This is a genomic window from Opitutus terrae PB90-1 (assembly GCF_000019965.1).
GTDB classification, from domain to species: Bacteria; Verrucomicrobiota; Verrucomicrobiia; order Opitutales; family Opitutaceae; genus Opitutus; species Opitutus terrae.
In genome coordinates, this window is the sequence record NC_010571.1 from 4,284,443 (window position 1) to 4,300,299 (window position 15,857).

The following is a 15,857-nucleotide window of genomic DNA, read 5'->3' on the forward strand; positions in this document are numbered from 1 at the left end:
GAGGGGCCAGCATAGACGCGCTAAAGTCGCGAAGGTTCATGTTGCCCCACCAAGGCCGGTGTGGGTTCACGCCCTGTCACGATCTGCTCGAGATTGTGCGCGAACTGAGGCAGCACGCGCGCCGCGTCGAATCGTCGCACCCAGACCGTACGTTCACGCAAACGTTCCAACGCGCCGCGATCCGCCGCCAGCCGGCCCAGCACGCTCGCGAGTTCCGCGGGCTGGCCCGGCAGGACGTTGATCCCGAAGCCGCCCTCCTCCACCGCGCGCGCGAGCTCGCTGTCGGCGTCCGCCACCGTCGCCACCGGCAGGCCCGCTTGCAGCAACGACAGCAGCTTGCTCGGAAAGAAATACCGCCCGGTGCCCGGTGCCTGCGTGATCAGCCCTAGATCCGCCGTCTGCAACATGGCCGCGTAATCTTCGTCGCTCAGCAACGGCAGCAGCCGCAGTTGCGGCAGGTTGAGCGCGTTCACGCGCGCTTCGAGCGCCGCGCGTTCCGCGCCAGCGCCCGCGATCACCACGGTGACAGGCCGCGCCGCGGTGGCAGGATCGCGCGCCAGTCGTTCCGCGGCGCTGAGCAGGATCTCGATGCCCTGCTTGCGGCCGAGATTGCCGGAGTAGACCGCAAGCAGATGATCCGCGGGCAGGCCGAACCGCGCGCGAAAATCGTTCGCCTCGGCCGCGCCACTCGGTCCGCCGCGCAGCCAGTTGGGAAAATAGATCCGCCGCCGTGCCGGCACGCCTTTGCGTCGGAATTCGTCCATCATGCCGTCGGAGATCCCCGACACCGCGGCCGCGTGCCGGTAGGCGAAGCGCTCGAGCGCGTAGAGCAGCCGGATGAATCCGCGGCTCTTGACCATCCCGAGTCCGACCGCGGCGCCGGGCTGCAGATCCTGCACGTGAAAAATGAATCGGCTGCGCTTCAGCCGCGTCGCGATCCAGGCGAAAAAGCCCAGGCAGAGTGGCGGGCTGACGACGAGGTAGAGATCGGCGCGCGGCAGCAGCAGCACGCGCAGCAGCGAGGTGAGCCCAAAGCTCAACTCGTGGAGGATGCGCGTCACGGTGGACACGCGCGCCGGCACAAACTGGCCGCAGCGATGTACCTCGACGCCATTGATCTGCTCGCGACGAAACAACCGCCAGCGATCACCCGGCGCCTTGCGCCAGAGCGGATAGTACGCAAAGCCGGTGACGACGGAAATCTCCGCATCGCGGCGCGCGAAATACTCCGCGAGCTCGGCATTGAACGGCGCGATGCCGGTGGATTCAGGGCGGTAGTTGATACCCCAGAGGAGGATTTTCATGAACGAGAGCTGGTATGGAATCCCTCGCCCGGCGCCGCCTCGTTCGGGGCGAAACGGGAGCAGTGGGCCGGCGACGGCTTGGCTGATCGATGGTCGCCCCAACCTACAGCCGATGTCCGTCCGCCGAAATCGGGTCACTTCCGCGCCGAAAATTCGTTTCGCCCCGAGTGGAACCCGGTGGATCCCCGCTGGAACCACTCGGGGAAATTCCGACCCATGGTCGGGCATTGTCCTCGACCCGCGTGCCTCGCGCGTGGATCGCGTTGCCCTCGTGGCACGGGCGTCTCGCCCGTGAATTGAAAGGTGCAGCGTTGCCTCACCACGCTTCGTAGCAGAACCCGTCACGCATTCGCGCTCCGACTCGCCGCGTTGGAGCGCGCAACTCGCGGAACCGGACCTCCGTCGCGCTGACAGTGCACGAACTGTGTCAGCTTCGTTCGGTGCTTCCCTCGCGTGCCGCTTCGGATCCGTCCTCTTGTGCGCCGCGCTCGGCGCCGGCAATGCCGCGTCCGCTGCCGACCTCACACCGGCGACAACTCGCGAAGTCACACTCAACGTGCGGGACTTCGGCGCGATCGGCGACGGTCAGCTCCATCGCGTCGGCGAGTGGATCGAGTCGCGCCGCTTCTCGTCGCTGCGCGCGCTGCAGAGGGAGTTCCCCTTCGTCGATTCGCCGCAGTGGTCGATCGACGAAGTGGCGTTCGAAGCCGCGAAGCGCGCGCTGCCCGAGGACGGCGGCACGATTCACTTTCCGGTCGGACACTACGTGACCGGTCGTTTCCCCTGGCGGATCTGGCGCGACAACGTGCGCATCACCGGCGACGGCGCGGAACGCACGATTCTCGCGACCGCGGCAGACATTCCTGATGGCTTGTCGGTGGCCCCGTATCGCCACGTCGGCTGGCTGGAAGGCGCCGGCCGTGAGTTTGCCTACGCGGCCGAGGCCGGCGCGCGCGGCAGCGACACGGTCGCGCTGGTTCAGCCGGAGCTCAGCCGCGAGTTCCGTGCGGGCGAGCTCGTCTTCATCCGCAACGGAGCCAACCGCTACGACCAGGATTACGGCGAATTCAACGAGATCGCGCGCGTCGAGCCCGCCGGGCGGCTGGTGTTCCGCTTTCCGTTCGCGCGCGACTACACCCTCGAGCGTTTCAACTGGGCCGGCGAGGTCGCGGAGGAACTCGAGATGCCGAAGCCCGGTCGCGAGGCGAAGGTGAGTCTGCGCACCGGGCCGGGGTTCTTTGTGCCGGACGCGCGCGCAACGGTCAGCATCGGGGAAAACCTTTTCCGCGTCACCCGCGTGCAGGCGGGGCGGAACGGCCGGCCCGCCGTGGTGCGGTTGGAGAATCCCGGCCGCAGCAACGCGCCGCCGGGCACGCGGATCGCGGCGGGAGCGAAGGTCGGCAAGGCGCGCTCGATCGTGAAGCTCACGCGCACGGTGCGAAATTTCCGTTGCGAAAACCTGCAGATCGTCGGCCGGCGGAAGGCGCTCGTCGTTTCCAACAGCTACGAGGTCGCGTTCGCCGACTGCACGTTCCTGCGTGATCTGCGCGACGGCGGCTTCAAGGGCGGGCTCACCATCGACGGCGACGGTGGCCGGTTCGCGCGCTTCGACCGCTGCCGGATCGTGGCGCGCCCCGCCGCGGGGATGCAGTTCGCGCGGTCCTTCGGCGGCGTCGTGTTCGCCGGCTGCAGCTTCGTCGACGCAAACGTCGCCTTCACCGAATTCAATTTCGACTGCGAGGTCACGCGCTGCACGTTCGAGATCACCGGCGGACGCGAACTCGCGAACGTCATCATCGCCGGCAAATCCTGCGGCGACCTGCGATTCCTGGAGAACCGGATCCGCGCGCGCGGCGTCGCGGTCGTGCTCGACACGCACTCGGACATCCAGTCGCAGAAGCACGGAAGCGAGGGCGAGATCGTCGTTCGCGGCAACGTGATCGAGACGGAAAACGTGCCGGACGTGTTCACGCGGCCGCGCTTCGACCGGCTCGCGCTCGACGACAATCGCATCACCGCACGTTGATCTGCCGCGGACGTGCCGCGTGGGGCGCGTTGCCCTCAACGCGCGCTTGCTGCGATCAGTAACGGCAGGCGTCCCTGCCTGCCTAAGGAACGGCCCGCCGGCAGGCACAGAGGCCTGCCGCTACATCGCGCACGTCCGAGTGCACGCTTTACCGATCCGCCGCATCGGAGCGCCCTCGCAGCGGCCGCCCCGCCGCATCGACGCGGTAATCCGGCGTCGCGCCGTCGCAGCCCGCCACAAACTCCCCCACCCGCGCAGCCGTCGCCAAGGCGCGTTCGGGCGACGCGCCGCGCCCGAGCCATGCGCCGAGAAACCCGCCGAGAAACGCGTCGCCCGCGCCGACCGTGTCGCGCACCTGCACCGGCCGCGCGTCCTCCCAGAACCAGGCGCCTTCCCACCAGAGCCCCGCGCCGCGACTGCCCGCGGTCACGCAGACTCGCGGGATCTCGTGGTGCTCCGCGAATGCGCGCGCGCGCCGTGCCAGCGCGGCCGGGTCGTGCCCGCGCCCCGGCGTCAGCCGCACGAGCTCTTCGTCGTTGAGCTTCACGAATTGCGCGTGCCGTAATGCAAACGCGCTCAGGGCCGCGGTATCGAACGGCGACCGGAAGTTCAGATCCACCACCCGCCACGCGTCAGGCCACGTCCGCCACAGCGTCGCGAGCGCGAGCCGGTTCGGCGGCTCCCGCAGCGCGAGCGTGCCATGCACGATCGCGGCCGGCGCGGGCGACACGCGCCGCAGCCGGCCCGAGGCCTCGATCCGGTCCCACGCGACGTGACGCGCGATCTCGTAGTGCGCCTGGCCCGCGGCATCGAGCACCGCGCTCACCGTGCCGGTCGGCCGCTGGCGGTCCACGCCCACGAAAGTCACATCCAGGCCCCACGCAGCGATGCGCCGCCGCGCTTCCTCGCCGAGGAAATCGTTGCCGACGGTGGTCACCGGCAATGCCCGGAGCCCCTGGCGCGAGAGGTGATACGCCGCGTTGATCGGCGCCCCGCCGAGAAACAACCCGCGCGGCAGGCAGTCCCACAGCACCTCGCCGAAGCAGACCACCGCGGGTGCCTTGCTCGCGGCGCCGGGGCGAGCGGCGCTTTTTTTGCGTGCGTCAGTCATCGGTCAAAGCCCCGGCGCCGAGGTGCAGCTCCTGGCACGCGCGCAGATAGGCCGCCGCCGACCACGCTTGATAGGCCTTGCCCATCGGCCGGCCGGTCGTGCCGTGCACCCATTCGTTGAATTCCCAGGGCTCGATTTTCCCGAGCTGGTTCACGCGCGCGAGCTTCACGAGTTCCGTGCGCGCGATGTCCTGCAACCCGAGCCGATGAATGAACCGCACCCACATGCCGCCGATGAACGGCCAGATGCCGCCGTTGTGGTAGTGATGCGGCAGGTTCAGCAGATTCACCGTGTAATACGGCCGCCAGTCGGGATCGCCCGACTGGACCGCCGGATAGAGGTTGGCCACCGGATAGGGATCGTTCACGCCCACGCCCCACATGAAGCGAAACGCCGTGCGCGCGCGCTCGATGTCGATCACGTTGGTGAGAAACGCGAGGATGTTGCCCAGCACGTCGCAGCGCCAGTTGAAGCTGAACGGCGTGATCTCGGCCAGGAGGTACTGCGAGTCGCCCAGCGAGGTTTGCCGATCCGCGAACGTGATCCGCTGCGCGTGCTCCGCGCCAGTGCTCGGCCAGAAGGAGAGCTTGATCTTTCCCGCGATGTGCTGCGACCAGCGCAGATAATCCGCCGCCCGGTCGAAATCCCGCCGGTATTCCAGCAGCCGGCCAAAGCAGACATTCGCGCGATACCACAGCACCTCGTCGTAGAGCACGTGATAGCTGCGGCCGAACAGATCCGTCCAGTCGCCCGCCTCGGGCACCTCGATGAGTCCGTCGGTGTTCGAGTCCTGTGCCGACAGCCAGTCCATCACCCGTTGCAACCGCGGCTGGTATTCCTCCAGCAGCGCGAGATCACCGGTGACGGTGACGTAATGGTAAACCGCATTGATGAGCCACAGTCCGCTGTCCACCGAGCAGATGCCGCCGATGCCCGCATACTCCGGCTCCCTCGTCTCGATGCGGACGTTGGCCGGCACCTGACCGGCCGGGCTGATCGCGTCAAGCAGCGTGCGCAGCGTCTGCAGCTGCGCCTCGCGGATCTCCGGTTCATCCATGTCGATCGTCTGCACGACCGTGAAACAGCCGTCGCGCGCCCAGATGCTGCGATAGTTCACGTCGGTGCCGGTGACCGCGTTGTCGGTCAGCGAACACGCGGAGAATCCGAGCGGGGTGATGTTCTTGTGGAGCGCCACCAGCGCTTTCTCGTAGCCGATGGCGATCAGCTCGCGATCCTCGCTGCTCAGGCTGCGGAGCGATTCCGGGCCGAAGAGCATCCCCTTCCACACCCCCCGCTGCCGTTCGCGCGCGGGCAGGCTGCGCGGCCGCGGCACCTCCGGAATGATCCCGAAGTGCTTCAACCCTTCCAACACGCCGTCGGCCATGATCTGATGCGTGACGAACGCGGGCAGCTTTACCACCGCTTCGAACAACTCCGGCTGCGCGTTCTCCACCACGATGCCCTGCACGCCCGGAATGAGGAACATGCTCGAGTCGTTGCCGGTATCGCCGGCCACCAGCACCTGCTCGAGGGGAATCTGCAATCGCTCGCACAACCAGACGAGCGCGTTGCCCTTCGTCGCCCGGCTTGGGAGCACGTCGAGATCGCGCAGGCTCGAATACACCACCGCCGCCTTCAGCCCCGCCGCGGCCAGCTTCTCCTGCAGCGCGCGGATTTTTTCGCGATCCACGCGGTGCCAATACCAGCTCGACTTGTAGGGATGCAGGAACTCCGGCGGCTGGCGCTCAATGCCCGGCATGGAACCAACGATCTCCTCGACCTTCGCGAGATCCCAGCCTTCGCCGAACTGGGCGCCGAAATCCGCCAGCTCGGGACGGTTCTTGGGATCGAACAACTCGGTGCCCACGCCGCCGATGATGAAGTCCGGCTCCGGCAGTTTGCGCGCGTGGACCAACGCGCGGGTGTCCTTCACGGTTCGCCCGCTGTTGAAGATCAGCAGCGGACGGTTCCCCGCCGGGAGCGCCTCCCAGGTTTGCTTGAAACGCTGCGTTGACTCGGGATTGCCGAGCAAGGTGCCGTCGAGATCCGAAGAGAAGATCCGGATCGGCGGGGGGGTGGTTGAGGCCATGATGAGGACGTCAGTAGATGCCGGAGCGCCGCGCGCGCAAGTCGCACCGCCCGGCACTCAGGGTTCAGGCATCGATTCCGGCGGGCGTATCGGCGGCGCGTCGCCGCCCAAGTGTTCCAGCGGTGTGGCGCGGCCCGGACGCCCGGGCCGCGTTCGCGGCGCCAGTTGGCTCGCCGCCTCAATCGTTGTCATTCCACGGCTCGTCCCACTCCTTGTCGTCGAGGGTCACCGTGGTCGAGGGACGATGTTCGACCGCGGCCACGAGCTGCTGCGCGATGCCGGTCCACGTGAACAGACTCCGCGCCTTGTGCGCGCCCATGCGGGACAAACGCCCGCGCAGTCGCGGATGGCGGAAGATTTTCGCCATGGTGATGCCGAGATCCTCGCGATCGAACGGATCCGCGAACAGCGCGTGCCGCCCGAAGGAGAGCGCGCGATACAGTCCGCCGTGCACCGTCACCACCGTCGGCGTGCCTGAAGCCATCGCCTCGATCGCCGTCATGCCGAACGGTTCGTAGCGGCTCGACAACACGAACATGTCCGCCGCGCGATAATAGTCGGGCAATTCCTCTTCGGTGATGAACGAACCGAACTTGATCCGGTCCGCCGCGGGTGATTGCGCCGCGAGCGCCTGGTATTCCGCGAGCAGCTTCGTCTCGAACTCGTTCAGGTCCTCGCCGCCGATGGCGAGATGGAGGTTCGCTGTCGGCTCCCGCTGCGCGACCAGGCTGAACGCGTCGATCAGCAGATCGTAGCCCTTGTTGCGGGCGAGCCGGCCGAGCGCGAGCACGACCGAGCCGCTGAAGCCCAGCCGGTTTCGAATCGCCTGCCGGGTGGCGTCGCCGACCGCGTAGAAGCGATTGTCGTCGTACCCGGGCGGCACCATGCGCACCTTCTCCGCCGGCACGCCATAATCGTTGATCAGGAAGTCGAGCTGCGGCGGCGTGGTCGCGACCACCAGATGGCAGTCGAGATAAAGCTTCCGCTCCTCGTGCACGCGCCGGCGAAAGTTGTATTGTTTCTCGAACTTGCCGCTGTCGTCGGGATAGTCGCGCTCCATCTGCCGCTGTTTCCACAGCCCGAGCGAATGCGGCGTGTGCACGTGCGGGACGTCGAGCACCTCGCTGAGGTGCTGGCCGGCGACGCCAGCGTCCCAATAGTGGCTGTTGATGAAACTGTAGTTGAGCTTGTGCCGCTGGATGAAGCGCAGCGCATGCTCGTTCCACTCCGGCAGGTGCTCGACCAGGTATTCCTTCGGGATGAACTCCCGGCCGCCGCAACGCGCCCGGATCACGCGCACGCGCTCGTTCACGACGTCATATTCCGGCTGGTCCTCGAACCGCCGCGTCCAGATGTCGACCTCGTAGCCGAGCTGCGCCAGCTTTTTCGCCAGTTCCAGCACGTAGACGACCTGCCCGCCCGTATCGGCCGCGCCGAGGGGCGGCACAGCGGCCACATAACCGTGGGTGGAAATCATCGCGATACGCGGGAGCGGGCTGTCGGCTTGCAGGATCGATTGGGTCATTAAGTTTGGCTGGTTTAAATCCGGGTGAGCCCCGGCGAATCGACGACGGCGGGGGTGCGCGCCACGGCGCTGAAGGCTGAACGAAGCCCGCAGATTAGCGCGGGTCCGGCGACCACGCAACGCTCACCTCGGATTTTCCCGGAAAAACTTCCTCCGAGCTTACCGCCGTGCGCCGCGGGAGCGCCGACGCTCTCCAAAACGGGGAACTCAGCGGCCGGCCGCCGCGCGCGCTCCTTTACATCTCGGGCCCAACCCACGAGAGTTGCGGGCTCCATCATGGCCCGCTCCGCCTCCCAAGCCCTCCCTGCCCCCGCCGACCGCCGCGTGCCCGCGCCGCTTTTCCACTGGCTCAACGACCGGCTGGCGGGCGTGCTACTCCACCCCACCGCGCTGCCGAGCGCGTTCGGCGTCGGCGCCTTCGACGACGAAGCGCGCAAGCTGATCGACTTTTTCGCCGAGGCCGGGATCGGTGCGTGGCAAATCTGTCCGCTCGGTCCGACCGGCTATGGCGACTCGCCCTACCAGTGCTTCTCCGCCTTCGCCGGCAATCCGTATCTCGTCGACCCGGCCGCGCTCGTCACCGCCGGGCTCGTCACCGAGGAAGCCGTTCGCCCCCTGCGTCAGCTCGATCCCGACCACGTCGATTTCGGCGCGCTCTTTCATCAGAAGCTCCCGTTGTTGTTCTCCGCCTACGACACGTGGCGCCGCGATCGCCAGCGCGCGCTGCCGTATGGCGATTTCGCGGAGTTTCGCCAGCGACACGCGTCGTGGCTCAGCAGTTACGGATTGTTCTCGGCCTTGAAGGAACACTTCGGCGGCCGTGCGTGGTGGGACTGGCCCGTCGAGGCGCGCACGCTCGCAGCAGCACGGAAGTCGCCGCACGCCGCGCAGGTCGCGGATCGTGCCGAGGCCTACGAGTTCATCCAATATTTGTTCTTCGGCCAATGGGCGCTGATTCGGGAACACGCGCGCGACCGCGGCGTGCTGATCATCGGCGACGCGCCGATCTTCGCCGCGCTCGATAGCGCCGACGTCTGGGCCCACCCGGAACTCTTCCAACTCGATCCGAAAACGAGCCGGCCGACGGCGGTCGCCGGCGTGCCGCCCGATTATTTCTCCGCCGACGGGCAGCTCTGGGGCAATCCGCTCTACGACTGGCCGGCGCACGCCGACGACGACTATGCCTGGTGGCTCGCGCGGCTGCGCGCCAATTTCGAACTCTACGACGTGGTGCGGATCGATCATTTCCGCGGCTTCGACACCTACTGGTCGATTCCGGCCGGCGCGCCGAACGCCCGCACGGGCCGCTGGGAGAACGGCCCCGGGCTCGCGTTTTTCGAGGCGCTGCGGGCGACGCTGCCGGACGCGAAGCTCATCGCCGAGGATCTCGGCGAACTCGTACCCTCGGTCATCGCGCTGCGCGAAGCCACCGGTCTGCCGGGCATGGTGATCCTGCAGTTCGCGTTCGGTTCGGGACCGGACAACCTTTACCTGCCGCACAACCACCGCGCGAACAGCGTGGTGTACCCAGGTACGCACGACAACGACACCACGCTGGGCTGGTACGCGACGCTCGGCGAGGGCGCACAGGATCACGTCCGCCGCTATCTGCGCGTGAGCGGCCGCGAGATCGGGTGGGACTTCGTTCGCGCGGCTTACGCTTCGGTTTGCCGGCTGGCGATCATTCCGCTGCAGGATCTCTTCACGCTGGGCAGTGAGGCACGGTTCAACACGCCCGGCACCTCGCAAGGCAACTGGGCGTGGCGCTATCGTCGCGAGCAACTCAACGCGCTGCGCAACGGCGCCACCAGCTACCTGCGCGAACTCGCGCTCCTTTACGGCCGCGAGCCGCAGAAGCCGAAACCCGCCGAGCCCGGCGAATAATCCGGATACTCACATCCGCGCGACTTGCGGCGTACGCTTCGAGTTGTAAGAGCAGCTTTATGCCGCGAACTCCACGTCAGCGAGGCCGGCTACGGTGATTTCTGCGCCGCTTAGTCGCGGCCGCGGAAAAACGTCGTGATCTGCGGTATGACTTCTTCCCGCGCGTCTTCGAGCACGTAGTGCCCCGCGTCGGCGATCCGCTGGACCTCGGCCGCCGGCAGCAGCTCGCGCCAGCGCGCGAGAAAGTGATCGTTGAAACAGAAATCCTGTCCGCCCCACAGGATCAGCGCCGGTCGGTCGCGAAAGTGCGGCAGCGCGTTTTCGATTTCGGTCAAGGTCGCCCAGCTCCGACAGGCCGGCGACATCGGGATGTCGCGCACGAACGCGCTCACCGCGACCCGGTTCGCCCACGAGGAATACGGCCACAGATATCCGCGCTTCTCATCGGGGGTAAGCGCCCGCCGGTGCATTGCCATCCAGGTCGCCGGGCCGGCGAATCCATTGAGCCCTCGCACCAGCAGCGGGCCGATCACCGGCACCTTGCACAGCGCGATTCGCCGCGGAATGTGCCGCGAGGCGAATGCGGCCGTGTTGAGGATGACGAGTTTCCCTATCAGTGCCGGATGTCGGGCCGCAAAACCGAAACCGATCGCACCGCCCCAATCGTGCACGACCAGATGCACGCGCGTAAGCCCGAGTTGCGCCACGAGCGCCGCGACATCGTCGATCCGCGTCGCGAGCGAGTAGTCGTAGCCGGCAGGTTTGTCCGACAGCCCCATACCGACGTGATCGGGCGCGATGCAGCGAAGCGTCGGGACGAGCGCGGTGATGAGTTCGCGATAGTAGAACGACCACGTGGGATTGCCGTGCAGCATCAGCACGGCCTCCGCGCTGCGCGGACCCTCGTCCACATAACTCATGCGCGCGCCACGCGGCGTCGTGAATGACCGCGGCGTGAACGGATAGAGCCGCGCAAGCCAGCCTGGAAGCGAAGAGGTCATCGCCGGATCACCCGATCTCCCACCACAGATGGACAGAGATGAACACCGATGATCCGAGGCCCACCGCTCCCGCACCACCCGCCGCAAAATCCAAGTTGGCCCTACGCGCACCGCGACGATCGGGACTCAGTCCCGCACCTGCCCGCGCCGGCTGCGGCCCATGGTAGTTGTATCCATCTGTGTCCATCTGTGGTTGCATTTGCGTCACCATTCGAGGGCCAGCATGAGGCAGTTGAGTCCGCTGCCGATCCCCAGCAGGCCAACCCGCATGCCCTCGGTCACCGCGCCCGCTTCCGCGGCCAGCGCCAGCGCCGAAGGCAGCGCCGCCGAGCCGGTGTTACCCAATCGATCGAACGTCGAGTAGTCGCGCGCGAGATCGAGCCCGAGGGTTTCGTACAGCTTGCGCCGGTGCACGCTACCGACCTGATGGCACACAAAACGGTCAAAGTCGGTCCCCTGCTCCGTCGTGAAATCCCGCCACGTCTCCTGTGCGAGCGCGACGCCGGCGAGGAGCAGTTGCTCCGAGTCCGTCTGCATCACGAGCGATTCCGCAGCGTAGTTGTCGCCCTGGCAGAGATCGCTGTGCTGCGTCGCCGCGCGGGCCGTGCCACCCAAAAGCCGGTGCGGCCGTCCCGTCACCAGGGACTTGTGACACACGATTGCCGCCACCGCCGCCGAGCCGATCGTGAGGTTCGCGAAGAAGGGTTTGATCTGGTTCCGCGTCAACGGCTGCTCCACCAGCGTGCGCAGCGTTTGTTCGAGCAGCGGCCGGCCGTTCTCGCCTGAGACAATCATCGCGCAGCGGATCTGCCCGCTCTCGATCAACCCGGCCGCGAGCGTCAACGCGTTGAGGAAACCGAGGCACGCGTTCGACACGTCGAGAATCTGCGCCGTGCCCGGCAGTCCGATCTTGCGGTGCGCGAACGAAGCCGTTGCCGGTTCGAGCATGTCGCGGCTGACCGCCGCATGAATAAACAACTCCACGTCTGCCGCGCGCAGTTGGGATTTCTGCAGGACCGCGCGGCCCGCGGCGGCGCTGGCGTCGGATGCCCGCGTGCCCGCCGGCCACATTCGCCGCTCGCGGATGCCCGTCATGAGTTCCAACCGGCCCGCGGATAGCCGCAACCGGTCGTAGAGCGGCTGCAGTCGCGCCTCGATCTGGGCGGAGGTCCATACCTCCTCCGGGAGCGCGACGGCGATCGACTCGAGACAGACGTTTTCGAAACGCATCTTTGGCAGCGCGGGTGTCTCGCCCGCCTTCAGGGTTCCTGCGGGCGGGACGCCCGCGCTCCCGGGTCCGGCCGCATCGCGAGCCGAATAATTTCCTGGTCGAAGGTGTTCGAGCCGAGCCCGGCGTCCACCACCAGCGTCGCACCGTTGATCCCGCTGCTGCGTTCGCTGAGCAAAAACAGCGCGGTGTTGGCGACCTCCTGCGTCGCCAACCCGCGTTTCCGGAAGGTCATCTTTTCCGCGTAGAGATAGCTCTCGAGGTAACCCGGAATGCCGGCCGACGCGCTGGTTTTCAACGGCCCCGCGCCCACCACGTTGAACCGCACCTCGCTTTCGGCGCTGAACGATTTCGCGAGGAAACGCGCCGCGGATTCGAGCGCCGCCTTGATTGGCCCCATGTAGCCGTAATTGTCCGGCGTGACGCGCAGCGACGATATCCCCATCGTCACGACCGAGGCGTTCTTCGCCAGGTGTGGTCGGAATGCGCTAGCCATCTCCACCAGCGAAAACGCCGAAATCGCCGTCGCCTGCAGGAAGTCAGCGCGCTTGGTCTCGTGAAAAGGCTTCAGGCCCTCGGCGTAGTTCGCGAACGCGATCGAATGCACGATGCCGTGCAGCGGGGCGTGTCCCGCGGCGGCCACCTCGGCCGCCAGCCGCCCGGCGGCGCCGTCCTGCTCCACGTCGCAGACGAAAACCGGCCGATCCTTCAGGAGACCGGCCAGCGAAGCGCGGCGCGCGTCCGAACGCACGCTGTAGATCACCGTGGCGCCTTCGTCTTCGAGCGACTTGGCGATGGCGCACGCGACGCTTTTCCGGTTCGCCACCCCGAGCACCAGGAACCGCTTGCCGGTGAGTTGAAGAAAGTCGGACATCGGGGAGAAGTAGCGAGTAGTGGGTAGCGAGTAGCGAGTAGAAATACAGGCAGAAATTGCGGTGCCGCCGGCCAGCGACGGATGCGCACGACTCACTCCTCGATGCTCGCTACTACTCCGGTTTCTTCCACGCCACGGCAAATTCCACGGTGAGCACGCGCTTCTCGCCGGATTTCACGCTGCCGCTCATCATGATGAACCCGCTCATCTGCTCCTTCCGCTTGACCTCGATCGTGACGGTCTCGCCCGGATAGACCGGATTGCGAAAACGCACGCTGTCGATCTTGGCCAGCAATGGCACTCCGTCCGTCGTCTCGACTCCGGACTGCCTGGCCTGCCGCGCGATGTAGAGCGCGCCCGTCTGGAACACCGCCTCGCACAACAGCACGCCCGGCGTGATCGGCGCGCCCGGGTAGTGCCCCTTGTAAAAGTCCTCCTCCGCGCGCCAAGTGCGGCGCGCCACGAGCCCGTCAGCGGACTCGCTGACGATCTCATCGACGAAGAGGAACGGCGGACGATGCGGGATAAGCTCAGTGACGGGAACGGACATCGCCTCCGATCCACGCAAGATTTTCACGGCGCGAAAACCTAAATCTTCAAGTTTTTGCGCGGCAAAACCCGGTCGATCTTGTTCGCCACGATCACGCCGTAATTGATCGTGCCCAGCCAGCCTGACATGATGATGCCCACCGAACCGGCGTGGTAGAGCCCGGGCAGATTGTCCGGCAGATCCAGCGAGACCTTGAGCCCCTCGAACTTCGTCCCGAACGACGTGCCGCCCGGATGCGTGGTGTAGCGCTCGATCGTGTGCGGCGTCGCCGCTTCGGTCCAATCGATCTTCGCGCGCACGTCGGGGATGAACTTTTCAAGCGCCGCGATCGATTCCTCGATGAGCCGCGCCTTTTCGCGTTCGTACTCCTCTTCGCTCAGCTTCTGCCAATCCTCGTAGCGGCTGTTCAGCGACACGACCACGGTGTAACGGTCCGAACCCGGGCGGGTCTGCGGATAATAAACCGAGAACGTCCGGCTCGTGGTGCGGAACGACGTGAGCTCCTCGCTGTTGAAGTGCGGATTGGCCGAGGTGAACACCAGGTCGCCGATGTGCGGAATGCTTTCGCCCTTGCGGATCCCGAGATACACCTGGCACGAGCTCGAGTTGATCCGGACCGCCCGCGCCGCCGCGACATACTCCGGCGGAAAATTCTCCGCGCCCGCGAGCCGGAAGATCGTGCCCTTGATGTTCGCATTCGACAGCACCGCCTTGGCGCGCACGACGCGACCGCTTCTCGCCACGATGCCGCACGCGACTTTCCGGCCGTCGCGCTCCTCGACGAGGATCCTATCCACCAGCACCTTTTTGCGGAGCTCCACGCCGTTGCGCTTCAGCTCCGCGACCATCTTTTCGATCAACAAATCCGAGCCGCCGCGGAACGTGTAGACGCCCGACCCCATGAAGTTCGAGAACACGATCCCGTAGGTGATCGCCGGATCATCGAGCGTGGACCCGTTCGCGTAGGCGATCGGTTCCATCAGCAACCGCTTGACGTCGTCGCGGCCGGGGAAAAACCGCTCGAGCATCTCGCCCGTTGTCTCGCGGTTGTCGTCGTAGAAATTCATCCCGCGCAGGTGCTCGTAGAACCGCTCGATCTGCGCGCGCTCGAGCTTGAACTGCTCAACCAGCACGCGGGTGTAGTCTTCGCGCGTGAAGGTCGTCCACACGTCCATCTGCGGATTCACGAAACGGATATCCTTCAACTGGACGATCGAATCGGCGATCTCCTTGGACCAGTATTTCCGGCACGACTTGATCATGCCGACGGGGAAACCGTGCAGGGAGATGTCGAAGATGTGCCCGCCCTTGCGCGTGAACCAGGTGGCCAGTCCGCCGAACTGGTAATGGTGCTCGAGCAGCAGCACGCGATGGCCGGCCTTGGCCAGCACGTTCGCGCCGGTCAGCCCGCCCAATCCGCTGCCGATCACGATTACGTCGTACTCGTCGGCGACTCCTTTCAGCCAGTCGTAAGCCATGAAGGGCCACGAGTGAAGGACCGCCACGCCCGGGAGCAAGAATGGAAAGCGCCCGGCCGCACTTGGGCCGGGCGCATTTCATAACATCACAGCAAACGCCGGTGGCTCCGCGCGGGCGCAGGGCGCCCGGGGGGCCGCAGGCGGCTTCGGCACCGCCCGGGCTACCTGCCGTCGGTCACCGGCACGATCGTCGTCGGCAGCAGGCCGTGCGCCTGACGGTGGGTGGCGCGAACGGCCTCCGCGTTGGGCGCTTCGGCCAGGCAAAACACCTTGCCCTCACGCTCGTCGACCCAGTAGTCGACGAAGCGCACGCCAAACTGCGCCTGCACGGCGAGATCCTTCTCGTGCGCGCCGGCCACCGCGTCGGCCTTCACCTGGCCCGGGCCGAAATCGTGTTCGTCGAGAAAGAGCGGATGCTCCGGCGACGGCGTCGGCAGCGCCGCGTGGGTGGCGGAAACGGCATGGATCTGCGCAGGCAGCAGCCCGTGCGCTTCCCGGTGAGTGGCGATCACGCTCGCGGCGTTCTTCGCCTCGGACAGGCAGTAGACGCGGCCGTGTTCCGCATCGACCCAGTAGTCGACAAAACGCACGTCATGCCGCCCCTGCGTCGCGAGATCGGCCTTGTGCGCCTTCGCCACGTCGGCCGCGGTGACCTTGCCCGGACCGAATTCGTGCACGTCGATGAAGGTGGCGTAGCCGGGCTTGAGCGCCGTGTGATCGCAGCCGGCGCCAAACAACACCAGGGCCGCCAACGGAAGAAGAAGGGAAATGGTTTTCATGGAGAATG

General features: G+C 66.5%; 12 protein-coding genes. 2 read left to right on the forward strand and 10 right to left on the reverse strand.

The window, feature by feature from the left end:
* Positions 1-20 precede the first annotated feature (20 nt).
* The gene (locus OTER_RS16555) at positions 21-1,304 is read right to left on the reverse strand and encodes a WcaI family glycosyltransferase (RefSeq protein WP_012376079.1); all 1,284 of its coding nucleotides are present in this window, start codon (positions 1,302-1,304) and stop codon (positions 21-23) included.
* Between the two features lie 475 nt (positions 1,305-1,779).
* Here OTER_RS16555 and OTER_RS16560 point away from each other — a divergent pair, with 475 nt between their 5' ends.
* A complete protein-coding gene (locus OTER_RS16560; RefSeq protein ID WP_044891829.1) occupies positions 1,780-3,330 on the forward strand; it encodes a hypothetical protein in 1,551 nt (516 codons plus the stop codon).
* A gap of 148 nt (positions 3,331-3,478) precedes the next feature.
* On the opposite strand, the gene OTER_RS16565 is transcribed toward OTER_RS16560, so the two are convergent.
* The 3 genes from OTER_RS16565 to OTER_RS16575 all read right to left on the reverse strand — a co-directional run bounded on the left by OTER_RS16565 (position 3,479) and on the right by OTER_RS16575 (position 8,055).
* Complete coding sequence (locus tag OTER_RS16565) at positions 3,479-4,441, reverse strand: PfkB family carbohydrate kinase (protein ID WP_012376081.1); 963 nt, start codon at positions 4,439-4,441, stop codon at positions 3,479-3,481.
* Positions 4,434-6,530 carry an HAD-IIB family hydrolase gene (locus tag OTER_RS16570; RefSeq protein WP_012376082.1) on the reverse strand — a complete coding sequence of 699 codons (2,097 nt, stop codon included), beginning with the start codon at positions 6,528-6,530 and terminating at the stop codon, positions 4,434-4,436. Before OTER_RS16570 ends, OTER_RS16565 begins: the two co-directional genes overlap by 8 nt.
* A 178-nt stretch (positions 6,531-6,708) precedes the next feature.
* Positions 6,709-8,055: a glycosyltransferase gene (locus tag OTER_RS16575; RefSeq protein WP_012376083.1), complete on the reverse strand. Its 1,347-nt coding sequence runs from the start codon at positions 8,053-8,055 to the stop codon at positions 6,709-6,711.
* Between the two features lie 276 nt (positions 8,056-8,331).
* Here OTER_RS16575 and malQ point away from each other — a divergent pair, with 276 nt between their 5' ends.
* Entirely contained in the window at positions 8,332-9,939 is a 1,608-nt protein-coding gene (gene malQ / locus OTER_RS16580; protein WP_012376084.1) for a 4-alpha-glucanotransferase, read from the forward strand.
* Between the two features lie 110 nt (positions 9,940-10,049).
* On the opposite strand, the gene OTER_RS16585 is transcribed toward malQ, so the two are convergent.
* The 6 genes from OTER_RS16585 to OTER_RS26510 form a co-directional block, all read right to left on the reverse strand.
* Positions 10,050-10,940, reverse strand: coding sequence for an alpha/beta fold hydrolase (locus tag OTER_RS16585; RefSeq protein WP_012376085.1), 891 nt, complete (start codon positions 10,938-10,940; stop codon positions 10,050-10,052).
* A gap of 204 nt (positions 10,941-11,144) precedes the next feature.
* Complete coding sequence (locus OTER_RS16590; RefSeq protein ID WP_012376086.1) at positions 11,145-12,170, reverse strand: 3-oxoacyl-ACP synthase III; 1,026 nt, start codon at positions 12,168-12,170, stop codon at positions 11,145-11,147.
* Between the two features lie 29 nt (positions 12,171-12,199).
* Complete coding sequence (locus tag OTER_RS16595; protein ID WP_012376087.1) at positions 12,200-13,042, reverse strand: enoyl-ACP reductase FabI; 843 nt, start codon at positions 13,040-13,042, stop codon at positions 12,200-12,202.
* A 112-nt stretch (positions 13,043-13,154) separates the two neighbouring features.
* Positions 13,155-13,619 (reverse strand): 3-hydroxyacyl-ACP dehydratase FabZ family protein, encoded by a 465-nt coding sequence (locus tag OTER_RS16600; protein WP_237702378.1) that lies wholly within the window; start codon positions 13,617-13,619, stop codon positions 13,155-13,157.
* A gap of 11 nt (positions 13,620-13,630) precedes the next feature.
* On the reverse strand, positions 13,631-15,070 hold the full coding sequence (locus OTER_RS16605; RefSeq protein WP_012376089.1) for a phytoene desaturase family protein: 1,440 nt from the start codon (positions 15,068-15,070) through the stop codon (positions 13,631-13,633).
* A 161-nt stretch (positions 15,071-15,231) separates the two neighbouring features.
* Positions 15,232-15,849 (reverse strand): DUF4242 domain-containing protein, encoded by a 618-nt coding sequence (locus tag OTER_RS26510; RefSeq protein ID WP_012376090.1) that lies wholly within the window; start codon positions 15,847-15,849, stop codon positions 15,232-15,234.
* Between the last annotated feature and the right edge of the window lie 8 nt (positions 15,850-15,857).